14 protein-coding genes are annotated in these 12,919 nt (G+C 62.8%); 6 read left to right on the top strand and 8 right to left on the bottom strand.

Translation table 11 applies throughout. The features are described from left to right. The first annotated feature begins 18 nt into the window (after positions 1-18). From aroB to aroQ, 6 genes are all read left to right on the top strand, one after another. The gene (aroB, locus tag H6A15_RS00810) at positions 19-1,116 is read left to right on the top strand and encodes a 3-dehydroquinate synthase (RefSeq protein ID WP_239462230.1); all 1,098 of its coding nucleotides are present in this window, start codon (positions 19-21) and stop codon (positions 1,114-1,116) included. After that, complete coding sequence (aroA, locus tag H6A15_RS00805) at positions 1,113-2,450, top strand: 3-phosphoshikimate 1-carboxyvinyltransferase (RefSeq protein WP_204671406.1); 1,338 nt, start codon at positions 1,113-1,115, stop codon at positions 2,448-2,450. The genes aroB and aroA overlap by 4 nt, the downstream gene beginning before the upstream one ends. After that, the gene (aroC, locus tag H6A15_RS00800; protein ID WP_204671404.1) at positions 2,417-3,565 is read left to right on the top strand and encodes a chorismate synthase; all 1,149 of its coding nucleotides are present in this window, start codon (positions 2,417-2,419) and stop codon (positions 3,563-3,565) included. The genes aroA and aroC overlap by 34 nt, the downstream gene beginning before the upstream one ends. A gap of 131 nt (positions 3,566-3,696) precedes the next feature. Continuing rightward, a complete protein-coding gene (pheA, locus tag H6A15_RS00795) occupies positions 3,697-4,842 on the top strand; it encodes a prephenate dehydratase (RefSeq protein WP_204671395.1) in 1,146 nt (381 codons plus the stop codon). Next, positions 4,842-6,098, top strand: coding sequence for a shikimate kinase (locus H6A15_RS00790; RefSeq protein WP_204671393.1), 1,257 nt, complete (start codon positions 4,842-4,844; stop codon positions 6,096-6,098). The genes pheA and H6A15_RS00790 overlap by 1 nt, the downstream gene beginning before the upstream one ends. Further along, the gene (gene aroQ, locus H6A15_RS00785; protein WP_204671391.1) at positions 6,095-6,532 is read left to right on the top strand and encodes a type II 3-dehydroquinate dehydratase; all 438 of its coding nucleotides are present in this window, start codon (positions 6,095-6,097) and stop codon (positions 6,530-6,532) included. Before H6A15_RS00790 ends, aroQ begins: the two co-directional genes overlap by 4 nt. Here the strand turns inward: aroQ and recN are convergent. From recN to H6A15_RS00745, 8 genes are all read right to left on the bottom strand, one after another. Continuing rightward, positions 6,529-8,160, bottom strand: a complete 1,632-nt coding sequence (gene recN, locus H6A15_RS00780) for a DNA repair protein RecN (RefSeq protein WP_204671389.1) — start codon at positions 8,158-8,160, stop codon at positions 6,529-6,531. The two genes, aroQ and recN, sit on opposite strands and share 4 nt — an antisense overlap. Then, the gene (locus H6A15_RS00775) at positions 8,153-9,013 is read right to left on the bottom strand and encodes an NAD(+)/NADH kinase (RefSeq protein WP_204671387.1); all 861 of its coding nucleotides are present in this window, start codon (positions 9,011-9,013) and stop codon (positions 8,153-8,155) included. The genes recN and H6A15_RS00775 overlap by 8 nt, the downstream gene beginning before the upstream one ends. Next, positions 9,010-9,816, bottom strand: coding sequence for a TlyA family RNA methyltransferase (locus H6A15_RS00770; RefSeq protein ID WP_204671385.1), 807 nt, complete (start codon positions 9,814-9,816; stop codon positions 9,010-9,012). Before H6A15_RS00770 ends, H6A15_RS00775 begins: the two co-directional genes overlap by 4 nt. A 1-nt stretch (position 9,817) precedes the next feature. Beyond that, positions 9,818-10,111, bottom strand: coding sequence for an exodeoxyribonuclease VII small subunit (locus H6A15_RS00765; RefSeq protein WP_204671383.1), 294 nt, complete (start codon positions 10,109-10,111; stop codon positions 9,818-9,820). A gap of 2 nt (positions 10,112-10,113) precedes the next feature. Next, a complete protein-coding gene (gene nusB / locus H6A15_RS00760; protein WP_204671381.1) occupies positions 10,114-10,593 on the bottom strand; it encodes a transcription antitermination factor NusB in 480 nt (159 codons plus the stop codon). A gap of 3 nt (positions 10,594-10,596) precedes the next feature. Next, on the bottom strand, positions 10,597-10,956 hold the full coding sequence (locus H6A15_RS00755; protein ID WP_204671379.1) for an Asp23/Gls24 family envelope stress response protein: 360 nt from the start codon (positions 10,954-10,956) through the stop codon (positions 10,597-10,599). 33 nt (positions 10,957-10,989) lie between these two features. Continuing rightward, the gene (efp, locus tag H6A15_RS00750; protein WP_204671369.1) at positions 10,990-11,556 is read right to left on the bottom strand and encodes an elongation factor P; all 567 of its coding nucleotides are present in this window, start codon (positions 11,554-11,556) and stop codon (positions 10,990-10,992) included. 177 nt (positions 11,557-11,733) lie between these two features. Beyond that, positions 11,734-12,864: a M24 family metallopeptidase gene (locus H6A15_RS00745; RefSeq protein WP_204671367.1), complete on the bottom strand. Its 1,131-nt coding sequence runs from the start codon at positions 12,862-12,864 to the stop codon at positions 11,734-11,736. Positions 12,865-12,919 lie beyond the last annotated feature (55 nt).

The raw sequence follows: 12,919 nt of genomic DNA, 5'->3' as shown, positions 1-12,919 counted from the left end.
ACGGAAGGACCAACGACCTTGCAGACCATACGCGTGAGCACAGGCAGGCCCTACACAGTCCATGTAGGCACCCGCCTGCTCGAACTGTCGGGAGAGATGATTCGCACCGCATGCGGCGGCGTGAAGGCGGTCGTGGTCACCGACACCAACGTCGGCCCGCTCTATGCCGGCATCGTCGAACGCAGCCTGTCCGAGGCCGGCTACGATGCCTCGACCTATACCTTTCCTGCAGGCGAGGAGCATAAGCGCGCCGACACCCTGATCGGCATCCTCGAATACCTGGCCGCAACAGAGCTCACGCGCGACGACGTGGTGGTTGCTCTTGGCGGCGGCGTGGTCGGCGATGTCGCCGGCCTCGCGGCGGCGACCTATATGCGCGGCTGCAAGCTTGCCCAGATGCCCACGAGCCTGCTCGCCATGGTCGATTCCTCGGTAGGCGGCAAGACCGCCATCGATCTGGAGGGCGGCAAGAACCTGGCCGGAGCTTTCTGGCAGCCTTGGATCGTCCTCGCCGACATCGGATGCCTGGGCACCCTCTCGCCCGAGCAGTTTGCCGACGGCTGCGGAGAGGTCATCAAGCACGGGGTGATATCCGACCCGGAGCTCTTCTGCGCGCTGGAAGAAGCGCCGCTTACCTATGAATTGCTGCTGCAGAGCCTCTCCACGGTTGAGGCGATCGTAGCGCGCAACATAGCCATCAAGCGCAATGTAGTCGAAGCCGATGAGCGGGAATCCAACCTGCGCAAACTTCTGAACTTTGGACACAGCATGGGCCATGCCATCGAGGCATGCTCCCGCTATCAGCGCGGACACGGCTCCTGCGTCGCCGCGGGCATGACGATGATCGCTCGTGCGTGCGCACGCAACGGCATCTGCTCCGAAGAAGTCCCCATCCGCATCGAGAGCCTCTGCGGCCGCTCAGGCCTCGACACGGCCTGCACCTTCACAGCCGATGAGCTCTATGCGGCCGCCCTCCACGACAAGAAACGGCGCGGAGGGCACATCGACCTCGTCGTCCCCCGCGCCATCGGTGACTGCGTCATCGTTACAACCCCGCTCGAAGAGTTCCGCACCCTGATTGAAGACGCCCTTGCCGCCTCGGAGGTAGACCGATGATCGCCCGCATCACGCCTGCGCCCCTTTCCGGAACGGTCCCCGCGATCGCTTCCAAGTCCGTCGCGCACCGCCTCATCATCGCGGCAGCCCTTGCCGACCGGCCCACCCACGTCCTGTGCAACACCACCTGCGACGACATCGAAGCGACGGCGGGCTGCCTCGAGGCGCTTGGCGCCCGTGTCGAGGCGGTCGCCGACGGATTCATGGTCACCCCTGTCGCCGCAGAATCCGATCGCCCCCACGCCCCCACCCTTGACTGCAAGGAGTCTGGCTCGACGTTTCGCTTCATGCTGCCCGTGGCCTGCGCGCTTGGGTCCGAAGCGATATTCACGGGAGCAGAACGCCTGGGGCAGCGGCCCATCACCGCGCTTACCGACGAACTATTTGCGGCGGGCTGCGATTTTGACGGAATCGGAGGGTTCCCCCTCCGCACCCACGGACGCATGCGTCCGGGCAGGTTCCAGCTTCCCGGAGACGTCAGCTCCCAGTTCATCTCGGGCATCATGCTCGCTGCCCCCATCTTCGGCCATCTGACCGAGATACTTGTCACGGGCCGCATCGAGAGCAAGCCATACGTCAACCTCACCATACAGGTGCTCAAGAGCTTCGGAGTGCGCATCGAGACCGAGCGGATCGCCCTGGCAGACGGCACGCAGGGGACGCTCTTCACCGTCCCCGACGTCGTCTATCGCTCGCCGGGGACGGTTCAGGTCGAAGGGGACTGGTCCAACGCCGCCTTCTGGCTCTGCGCCGGAGCCATGGGAGGAAGCCCTGTCTGCGTGGACGGGCTCTCGCTTACCTCGGCCCAGGGAGACCGCAACATCCTTGCCGCCCTCTCGCGGTTTGGCGCCGGCGTCCGCCGTTCTACGGACGCGGCGACGATCCAGCCTGACAAGCTCGTCGGCTTCGAGATGAGCGCGCAGGATATCCCCGACCTCGTACCGATCGTCGCCGCCGTCGCGGCGCTCGCCGACGGCACCACCGTCATCCGGGACTGTAAGCGGCTCCGCATGAAGGAGTCTGACCGCGTGGCGACCGTCACCGATACGCTTTCTAGGCTCGGCGCCGATATATCCATCGACGAGGACTCCATTGTGGTGCGGGGCAAGCCGCAGCTGGAAGGCGGTGAGGTGGATGCCCATAACGACCACCGCATCGCCATGATGGCAGCCATCGCTGCGACCCGCTGCGCGGGAGAGGTCACGATTCGCGGGGCCGAGGCGGTCAACAAGTCCTATCCGCTCTTCTTCACCCACTACCGCCAGCTTGGCGGGCAGGTCAGCTTTGAGGAGGGTCGCTCGTGGCATCAATCTACGGCAACGTGCTGCATCTAGGCATATTCGGTCAATCCCATTCAAACGCCATCGGGTGCACCCTGGACGGCATCCCCGCCGGCATTCCCGTTGACGAGCAGGAGCTCCAACGCTTTCTAGACCGTCGTGCGCCGGGACGCAGCGACACCGCAACCACTCGTCGAGAGGCCGATTGCCCCGAATTTCTTTCCGGCATCACCGATGGCCACACCAACGGCGCACCCATCGCCGCGATCATCCGCAACACCAACACGCGCTCTCAAGACTACGCCGAGCTCCGTCGTGTGCCGAGGCCGGGACATGCCGACTATCCTGCGCGCATTAAGTACCGCAACTATCATGACGTTGCAGGCGGCGGCCATTTCTCCGGACGCCTGACCGCCCCCTTATGCATCGCGGGCGGCATTGCCCTCCAGGCCCTTGCCACCCAAGGCGTGCGCGTTGCCGCCCATATAGCCAACTTGGGCCCTGAGGGGATTCCCGACGAGCCTCTGAACCCCATGGATCTTGACGAAGGCCAGCTTGCAGGCATTCTTGCACATGAGTTGCCCTGCATCGACGCCGGCGCCGCCGCGCGCATGCACGAGGCCATTCTGGCCGCGAAGAACAACCTCGACAGCGTCGGCGGCGTCGTCGAATGTGTCGCCTATGGCATGCCGGCAGGCATCGGCGACCCCATGTTCGACGGCATCGAAAACCGCATCGCCCGAATCGCCTTCGGGATTCCCGCCGTCAAGGGCGTGGACTTTGGGGCGGGTTTTGCTGCCGCCTACCTGCAAGGAAGCGAGGACAACGACCCGTACCGCATCGTTGACGGGGCGGTCCGCCCCATCACCAACCGTGCCGGAGGCATCCTGGGCGGCATCACCACGGGCATGCCCATCGTGTGGCAGATGGCGGTGAAACCCACCGCATCCATTGGGCGGACGCAGCAAAGCGTCGACCTTGACGACTATGAAGACGCCGAGCTCAAGGTGCGCGGCAGGCATGACCCCTGCATCGTGCCCCGTGCCGTTCCGGTTGCAGAGGCCGCCTGCGCCCTCGCCCTGCTCGACGCCCTGCTTGAGGACGCCGCTTTCAAAGTCGCGCCCCCGCTTGAGAAGGCAGATCGCAACGAGCGATTTATGGGCGCGTGACGTCCCGATGCCCGCGGCGCGACGCTAGAGATGCGGGATGGGATGTCACGCGAACCCCATGGGCCGCCGTGCGGCCCCAGGCCCTCGTCAGGGGGCGGCTTCCAGATAGCACTACATACAAGGAGACCATCATGAGCCTTGACGCCATTCGCGAGGAAATCGACTCCATCGACAGCCAGATGCTCGAGCTTTTCTGCCGCCGGCTTGACTTGGCCGCAGACGTTGCAGCCGAGAAGGCAAAAGACCATAAGCCCGTCTTCGACCCCGCCCGTGAGCGCACGAAGCTGCTGGACATCGCCCAGAAGGCTCCCGAACGGCTCCAGCCTCAAGCGGTGTCGCTGTTCTCGCTTCTCATGAGCATGAATAAGGCCGAGCAGCAGCGCCTCCTGCATAGAGATGACGACTCGAGCCTCTCCGCGTCTGCGCGCGCCTCCCTCAAGCCGATCGATGAGCCCTTCCCCGCCACCGCCATGGTTGCTTGCCAGGGCGTTGAAGGCGCATATAGCCAGATTGCGGCAACACGCCTGTTCCATGTTCCTGGCATCGTTTATTTCAACACGTTTGAAGGCGTCTTCCGTGCCGTGCGCGACGGCTTGTGCGACTTCGGCGTCGTGCCCATTGAGAACTCTACCGCCGGCTCCGTAAACGCAGTCTACGACCTGCTTGCCGAGTATCGCTTCTCCATCGTTCGCTCGCTTCGCCTCAAGGTCGACCACAATCTACTTGCAAAGCCCGGCGTCAAGCTCTCCGATGTGAAAGAGGTCTTCTCTCATGAGCAGGCTGTCGCACAGTGCGCGGACTATCTCGACGGCCTCGGCGTCAAGGTAACCGTCTATGAGAACACCGCTGAAGCTGCGGAGTTTGTGGCAAAGAGTGATCGCCGCGATGTGGCCGCGCTCTGCTCGCGCAGCTGCGCCGATCTCTACGACCTCTCCATCATCGATGAGGACGTCCAGGATTCCGATAACAACTACACCCGATTCGTCGTCATATCCGCCGAGCCGATGATCTACCCCGGAGCGACCCGCACGTCGCTCATGCTGACGCTTACGCATGAGCCTGGTTCCCTCTATCGCGTACTCGAGCGGTTCTATGCCCTCGACATCAACCTTGTGAAGCTTGAGAGCCGACCGATTGCCGGACGCGACTTTGAGTTCATGTTCTATTTCGACCTTGATTGCCCCGTAGGCACCCAGGCTCTCGCGACGCTTCTCGACGCGCTCGACGATGTCTGCGAGCACTACACCTACTTCGGAAGCTACACGGAGGTCATGTAATGACTGACGCCGCCTTCGGTTTGCTGGGGCGCACGCTTGGGCACAGCTATTCGCCGCTCATACACCAGCGACTCGCAAACATCGAGTATCACCTCTTTGAGCGTGAGCCCGATGAGGTCGAGTCCTTCTTTCGCTCCGGAACGTGGCGCGGCATCAACGTGACCATTCCATACAAGCGCGATGCGGCCGCCTTGGTCGATGAGCTCACACCGGTTGCCAGGCGTCTCGGAAACGTCAACACCGTGACACGTCGACCCGACGGCACGCTCTTGGGCGACAACACCGACTATGCCGGCTTTCGCGCGCTGGTCACATCGCTTCACATCGACCTTTCAAACAAGGCCGCACTCGTTCTGGGCGGAACGGGCGGTGCAGGCACGACATGCATGACAGTTCTCGAGGACCTTGGCGCGAAGGCCGTCGCGGTCTCGCGCAGAGGCCCCGTCACGTACGACGACCTTGACGCCTACGCCGACGCGGCGCTCATAGTCAACGCGACGCCCGTGGGGATGTATCCCGCATGCCCCGCATCCCCCGTATCCCTTGACGCCTTCTCTGGCCTGAAGGGAGTCATCGACATCATCTACAACCCGGCTCGCACCGCCCTCATGATGGAGGCCGAACGGCGAGGCATTCCCACGGTTGGAGGCCTGCTCATGCTCGTCGCTCAGGCGGCGGCGGCAGACGAGCACTTTTGTGGCGTCAGGCCTGCATGGGATGCCGTCCGCTCGCTAACCGACGAGCTCTTCCACCATGAGCAGAACATCGCCCTCATCGGAATGCCCGGGTCGGGCAAAACCCGTGTCGGCCAGGCGATAGCGCGAATGACGGGTCGCAAGCATGTCGACATCGATTGGGAACTTGAAGAGCGCATGGGAATGTCCTGCTCGGATTACATCACGTCGCGAGGCGAGGAGGCGTTTCGCAGAGAAGAGACGGCGGCGCTGCGCGACGTCGCGGCGAGGAGCCGGCTGGTGATCTCATGCGGCGGCGGCGTGGTCACGCGGGAGGAGAACTATCCTCTGCTACACCAGAACAGCCGCATCATCATGCTGGACCGCCCCCTGCAGGAGCTGTCCAGCAAGGGAAGGCCCATTTCGGCGCGCGACGGCGTCGAGCATCTTGCCCGGGTGCGCATGCCGCTCTACCGCGCCTGGAGCGATGTGGCCGTGTCCTCCGGCCCGACGCCAGAGGACACGGCGCGAGCCGCCATCGAGGCGCTCAAAGTTTCTACGACGCAGGAAGGATCGGCATGAAGGCCCTTGTAATCAATGGTCCAAACCTCAACATGCTCGGCATACGCGAGCCAGACATCTATGGGCGCGAGACGTACGAGACCCTCGTCACCCTTTGCAAGGACGCTGCGGCAGACCTTGGTTTCGAGGCCATCGAGGTGTATCAGTCGAATCATGAGGGCGACATCGTCGACAAGATCCAGTCCGCCCTGGGAGCCTACGACGGCATCGTCATCAATCCTGCCGCCTACACGCATACCAGCGTGGCCATTCTCGACGCCTTGAAGGCCGTTGCCATTCCGACAGTCGAGGTGCACATCTCCGCCGTCGAGACACGCGAGAGCTTTCGCCAGGTGTCATATGCAGGGATGGCATGCTTCGCCACCATCACGGGAGAAGGCCTCGCGGGCTATGCGCACGCGCTGGAGCTCCTCTACGCCAAGCTATCAGCCTAAAGGGTTCCAGCGCCTTCAAGCATCTGCTGTGCATGTGCCAGCGAAGCCTGGGAGGCATCGCCCGAAAGCATGCGCGCTATCTCATGGACGCGGGCCTCGCCCTCAACCCGCTCGAGCCGTGTCTCGGGAACATCACCGTCCACCTTGCGCACCACGTAGTGCGTAGTGCCCATAACGGCGACCTGAGCGAGATGGGTGACGACGATCACCTGGTGCGTGCACGCAAGATCGGCGAGCACCGAAGCGAGCGACCGCGCCGTCGCGCCGCCGACTCCGGCATCCACCTCGTCAAACACAAGGGTATCCACCCCGTCCGCCTCGCCCAAGACGACCTTGCAAGCAAGCATGACGCGGGAAAGCTCGCCGCCTGAGGCGATGCGGCGCAAAGGCCTGGGAGTGAGGCCTGCGCCGGCACGATACAGCAGCTCGCATGAGCACGGGCCGTCCTCGCCCCATCGAGGGCGCGGCAGCGGCTTGGACTCCCAGACAAGCTCCGCCCTGCCCATCTCAAGGCGAGCCATCTGTTTGCCGACCTCTCGACAAAACCGTGGCGCAGCTTCATTGCGGCGACGCGTGAGCGTCTTGGCGGCGCGTGCGAGCTCCGCCTCTGCGGCATCAAGGGTCGCCTGCGCCTTGTGAACGCGAGCATCCGCGTCATCAACCAGGCTCAACAGCTCACGAGCCTCGTCACGCGTCTTCAGGACGTCGTCCATCTTCGGCCCATACTGGCGCAGAAGGCCCTTGAGCGCAGAGAAGCGCTCTTGCGCGCGCGCGAGCTCCTCGGGGTCGAAATCGACCTCGTCACGATATCTCCGCAGGTCTGCGGCCACGTCCTCAAGCGTGATGGCGGCACCCGTAAGCGCATCGGCAAACTCGCCGAGCCTGGCGTCGACCGATCCCATGCGCGCAAGTTCAGCAATCGCGGCATTCAGGGGGTCGAGGGCTCCCCCCTCCCCTGAAACGAGCTCGCTCGCCTCATGGGCGGTCGTTGCGAGCACCTCAGCGTGCTCGGCTCGGGGCAAGGTCTCCTCAAGCTCCTCATACTCACCCAGTTTAGGATCGATCTCCTCGATGCGTTCAAGGGCAAAGCGAGCCTCTTCGAGACGTGACCCCTGCGTACGCGAGGCCTCGGTCACGCGCTCGAGCTCTCGAGCGGCGAGACGGGCCTCTCTCAAACGGAGCAGATACTCTTCCCTAGCTCTGCGGACCGGCTCTCCCGCCCACGCATCGACCATGTCGACATGGGAGGCGGCATCGAGCAACCGCTGATGCTCATGCTGACCGCAAAGGTCGATCAGCGGCGACACGCGGGAGACAAGCTCGCGCACGCCTGCGATCTGCCCGTCGATGCGCACGCGGCTTCGCCCATCTGCACCTAGGCGTCTCGTCACGACCATTCCCTCGGCGTCGCGGGCGTCGCAGAAGAATCGTCCGGTCACGGTGGCCGCAGCCTCGCCTTGACGAACCTGCGACGCATCGGCACGCTCTCCCATGAGCAGCTTCAGGGCGGACAGCAAGGCGGTCTTTCCCGCACCGGTCTCACCGGTAAGCACCGTCAATCCGCTGCCCGGGGCAAGCGTGCCCTCATGAATGAGGGCGAGATCATGGACCTGAACTTCATCAATCATGACGACGCACTCCGTAGAACACGCGAGAAACCGAGTTATAAAAGCTCTCGGGGCCGTAATCCAAAAGCAGTATGTCCGCCTCGCCGCGCCGCACGACGACGCGCTCGATGCACCCGTTGCAACTGACATACTGTCCGTCGATGGCGATCGCGGGGACCGAGGGCCGGTCGCGTGAAAGGGTGATCTCGACCACGTCCGAGGGTGAGGTGAGAAACGCCCTGGCCTGGATGGTGTGAGGCGCGATGGGGACGCACACCATGCCGGTGTAGTCTGGACTTACGATGGGCCCGCCCGCAGAGAGCGCATAGCCCGTCGACCCAGTTGCGGTTGAGACGACGACGCCGTCACCGCGCAGGCGGTCGATATGGTGCCCCGACACCGTGATGTCGAACTCGACCATGTCAGAGAGCGGGCCGCGGGTAAGGGCAAGGTCATTCAGGCCCTCGGTGCGCACGACCTGGGTCGAGCCGTCATCGCAGACCGCCTCGACGTCACAGGCCAAGGTCGCCCGCCTGCTGACATGGAGCTCGCCGGCCAGAGCGTCCTCGACCACGCCCAGAACGTCCCGCTCTTCGGGGCTTGCCGCTGTCAGGAATCCCAAATGGCCATAGGAGATGCCGAGGATCGGGATTTCACGCCTGCCAACGATGCGCGCGGCGCGCAGCAGCGTGCCGTCGCCACCGAGCGAGATCACCAGATCGGCGCCATCGATATCGGGCTCCGATGCCAAGCCGTTACGTTGGTCTGCAGCCCATGCGACATCATAGCCATGTCGAGAGAGCCAAAGCTCGAGCGACAGGCCGCTCTCGACAGCCTCGTTTTTGTAGTAGTTGGGAACAAGAAAGACCTTCATGAGCGCGACCCTTCAATCGCATCTTCAAGCGCTTGCCTCAATTCGTCACGGGAGGCCGGGTCGGCGCCCTTTGTGCCGAGCAGGAAGAACTCGTGGTTGCCCTTCGCACCTGTGATGGGAGATGCACAGATGCCTTGGGGAGCAAATCCCACACGGACAAAGAGATCGACCGTATCTAGGAGTACGCGGCGCCACACCGCGGGATCCAAGACAACGCCGCCCTCGCCCACCTCATGAGAATCCGCCTCAAACTGGGGCTTGACAAGCGTTAGGAACGAGCCGGAATCATCGAGGACCTCTGAGACGGATCCGATGACGTTGCGTACGCTCGTGAAGGAGACGTCGCAGACCGCGAGCTGGCAGCACGACTCGTATCCCAGAGCGGGCACCTCGGTGATATTGGTGCGCTCGAGAAGCGTGACACGTCCGTCCTGCCGAAGCGACCAGTCGAACTGAGCCCTGCCGACATCAACCGAGACCACGCTTGCGGCTCCACGTTTCAGCAGGCAGTCGGTAAATCCCCCCGTCGAGCAACCGACATCGAGGCAGGCAAGGCCGGAGGGGTCCACCGAGAGGGCGTCAAGCGCTCCCTCGAGCTTGAGGCCACCTCGTCCCACATAGGGAATCCGCCCCTTCACATGGAGCGATATTCCAGGTTGGACCTTCATGCCGGGAGAAGTAAGCCGCTCGCCGCCGGCAGAAACAAGACCTGCCATGAGCGTACGAAGGGCATCCGCGCGATCGGCGCAGATGCCCTGTGCAATCAATTCGTCATCGAGGCGCACACGCTTGACCGATGCCATGTCATCCCTGGTCCTTGGAGCCTGAAGGGGCAGCATCCGACCCATCAGACGTGTCAGCCGGCCCCCCTGCTTCCGCAGCTGGCACAGGGTCTGCGCCCTCCTCAAGAGCCTGGGCCTCTCGCGGGCTCAAATCAAAGCTATCGACTAAATCGACAGCCTTCGAACCGAGCGAGATCGCCTCATCGAAGAGGTCGAGGCTTCGCTCGAGCGAGGTGTCCTTCGAACGCACGGTAGCAATGATCTCATCGAGACGGGCGGTTATGTCGTCGAAGGTATGTACCGTCGACTCCGGCATGCCTACTCATCCTCTTTCGAGGACGAGGAGCCGGACGCCTCGTTGGGGCCTGCCGCGGAAAGCGGAAGATTCTGCGAGCGTGCGATGCGTCCAAGAACGCCATTCACAAATGCCGCAGAGTCATCCGTGCCATACGCTTTAGCGATCTCAACCGCCTCGTTGATCACAACGGCGTCCTCGACCTTCTCAGGTGCGAAACGCATCTCATACACGGCAAGACGCAGCAAGTTGCGGTCGGCTCCCGGCATGCGAGAAAGCGCCCAGTTCTGAGAAACCGCACGCAGCGCAGCATCGATGCGAAGCATGTTCTCGCTGCAGCCACGGGCAAGCTCGGCGGCATACGGGTGAAGCGGACCCTTTGAGATGAGGTAGTCCCCGGCAAGGACCGTCTCAACCGAGACGCCGAGCGCCTCAGCCTGGAACAGGAGCTGCAGGGCCTGGCTGCGGGCCAACGTGCGGCCGCGGTCGACTTTCAAGCTCACGCGCTACTCCTTGGGAAATACAAGACCATCGATGCAGACGTCGATGCGCTCGACCTCGACGCCGACCTGGGCATCAATGCCGCGCAGAACCGCCTCGCGAATGGCCTCGGCAAGCTTCTTGAACGGATAGCCGAAGAAGACCACGGCGTGCACGGTCAAGACGAGCTTGTTGCCCTCGACTCGGGCCTCCAGTGCGGGCGCCGCGGAAGGAGCGCGCGTGGAAAGCATGGAGACGAGGTTGGTGGCGAGGTCCTTCACGCCCACCGACGCGACGCCCTCCACCTCTTCGGCGAAGCGGGATACAACGGCAGTCAGAACATCGGGAGAGATGCCAATACCGTCAATGAAGATCTCCTGAGACATGAGCTCCCTCATTCCCTCGAACGTATGCGGATACTAGGAGACGCGAGAAACGAACTTGCCGTCACGCGTGTCGACCTTGACCTTCTCGCCCTCGTTGAGATACATGGGCACCTGGATGACGGCGCCGGTCTCAATGGTCGCAGGCTTGGTAGAGCCCTGAACGGTGTCGCCCTTGAAGCCGGGGTCGGTCTGGACGATCTCGACCTCGATGAACATCGGCGGATTGACGCCCATGAGCTCGTCGTCTGCATAGAGCAGCTGGCAGACGTCGTTCTCCTTGAGCCACTTGGCGTTGTCGCCAATGAAGTCAACGGGGACGGGAACCTGGTCATAGGTCTCCATGTTCATGAAGTAGTAGTGATCCCCGTCGTTGTAGAGATACTGCATCTCGGTGGTCGTAAGGGTGACGCTCTCAAACTTGGTGCCAGCGTTGCAGGTCTGCTCAACCACGCGGCCCGTCTTGAGGTCCTTGGTCTTATAACGCACGAAGGCGCCGCCCTTGCCAGGCTTGACGTGCTGGAACTCGACGATGGTGCACACCTTGTCCTTGATGCGCAGGCCGATGCCATTCTTGAAGTCAGCGGTGGTAATGCTAGCCATGGTTACCTTTCTTATCTCGCGCCTTGGGCGCATGAATGCAATCTACAAAAGTATACTCTCAAACGCCCGTGGGCGCGATGCAGCTCGCGCCCACGGCAGTAAATCCACGCGTCATGACCTGACAGGGCACGCCCTCGCTCGACTAAGAGCACGGCCCCATGGCAGCACGCGAAGCTGTTAGCAATCGATAATCTGAAGCTCGTGCGGGCTCTGGGTGAAGGGCTCGAATCCCTTGTCTGTCACGATGCCGTAGTCCTCCAGGCGAACGCCAAACTCGCCAGGCAGATAGATGCCAGGCTCGATGGTTACCACGGAGCCCTCGGCAACCGTGTTGTGAGCACGACCGAAGTTGGGCAGCTCGTGAATGTCGATGCCCACGCCGTGGCCAAGGCCATGTCCATAGTAGGCGCCGTAACCCGCCTCGCCGATAAGCTTGCGAGACAGCTCGTGGATCTCGTTGCCGTCGATGCCGGCATAGACGGCCTTGGCGCATTCCTCATGGGTATGACGAACGATGTCGTAGATTTCGCGCATCTTGGAAGACGGCTCGCCCACGCTAACGGTGCGGGTCATATCCGAGTTGTAGTCGCGATAGCGCGCGCCATAATCCATCAGGACGAACTCGCCCTTCTCAACCACCCGATCGCTCGGGATGGCATGCGGGTTCGCCGCGTTGGGGCCGGCTGCGACAATCGATCCGAAGGCGAGGCCGTCGGCGCCGTGCTCGTACATGAAGTTCTCAAGCTCGATGCGGAGCTGCTTCTCAGTGAGGCCCGGGCGAATGAAGCCGAGCATGTGCTGGAAAGCCGCATCGGTAATGGCCTGCGCCTTCTTCATGAGCTCGACCTCCTCGGCGTCCTTCACGGCACGCATGCGACGAAGGTCGCCGTGCAGCTGGGGCAAGCTGCAGACGATGGATACGTCTTCGAGCGAACGCACGAGGCCCGTATAGAAAGAAAGCTCGGTGGTGTCCTCGATGGCGACGACGTGGCAACGTGAGTCGCGAGCGCGCTCAGCGACCCAGCGGAAGATATCGATGACCCGCATGTCGAGCTTCCAGGTGGAACCCTCGGGCAGATGTTCTTCGAAGGTGTTGAAGTATCGGGAGTCGGTGTGCAAATAGGTATCATCGAGCGTGATGAACGCGGCATGCGGGAGCTCGCCGGTGAAGTCGAAGACCCCTTCGGCACCCGTGAGCCAGCGCAGATTCGCCTCGTCACGAACGACGACGGCATCGTAGCCGCGCTCCTCCATCATGGCGCGGACGCGGGCGATGCGGCCGACGGGGCCGGAAATTGATGCTGCCATAGCAGTCCCCTCTTTCTTCTAAAGGAATTCTTCCAAGCGACAGGATACTCCTCTT

The sequence above is a fragment of the Enorma phocaeensis genome, assembly GCF_016901575.1.
GTDB lineage: Bacteria > Actinomycetota > Coriobacteriia > Coriobacteriales > Coriobacteriaceae > Limicola > Limicola phocaeensis_A.
This window is presented reverse-complemented; position numbering and strand designations above follow the sequence as displayed.

Excerpts from the sequence above, each read along its gene's own strand:
- recN (WP_204671389.1), bottom strand. The coding sequence starts at position 8,160 with ATGATTGATGAAGTTCAGGTCCATGATCTCGCCCTCATTCATGAGGGC.
- H6A15_RS00775 (WP_204671387.1), bottom strand. The coding sequence starts at position 9,013 with ATGAAGGTCTTTCTTGTTCCCAACTACTACAAAAACGAGGCTGTCGAG.
- H6A15_RS00770 (WP_204671385.1), bottom strand. The coding sequence starts at position 9,816 with ATGGCATCGGTCAAGCGTGTGCGCCTCGATGACGAATTGATTGCACAG.
- H6A15_RS00765 (WP_204671383.1), bottom strand. The coding sequence starts at position 10,111 with ATGCCGGAGTCGACGGTACATACCTTCGACGACATAACCGCCCGTCTC.
- pheA (WP_204671395.1), top strand. The coding sequence starts at position 3,697 with ATGAGCCTTGACGCCATTCGCGAGGAAATCGACTCCATCGACAGCCAG.
- aroA (WP_204671406.1), top strand. The coding sequence starts at position 1,113 with ATGATCGCCCGCATCACGCCTGCGCCCCTTTCCGGAACGGTCCCCGCG.
- efp (WP_204671369.1), bottom strand. The coding sequence starts at position 11,556 with ATGGCTAGCATTACCACCGCTGACTTCAAGAATGGCATCGGCCTGCGC.
- aroQ (WP_204671391.1), top strand. The coding sequence starts at position 6,095 with ATGAAGGCCCTTGTAATCAATGGTCCAAACCTCAACATGCTCGGCATA.
- H6A15_RS00755 (WP_204671379.1), bottom strand. The coding sequence starts at position 10,956 with ATGTCTCAGGAGATCTTCATTGACGGTATTGGCATCTCTCCCGATGTT.
- H6A15_RS00790 (WP_204671393.1), top strand. The coding sequence starts at position 4,842 with ATGACTGACGCCGCCTTCGGTTTGCTGGGGCGCACGCTTGGGCACAGC.
- H6A15_RS00745 (WP_204671367.1), bottom strand. The coding sequence starts at position 12,864 with ATGGCAGCATCAATTTCCGGCCCCGTCGGCCGCATCGCCCGCGTCCGC.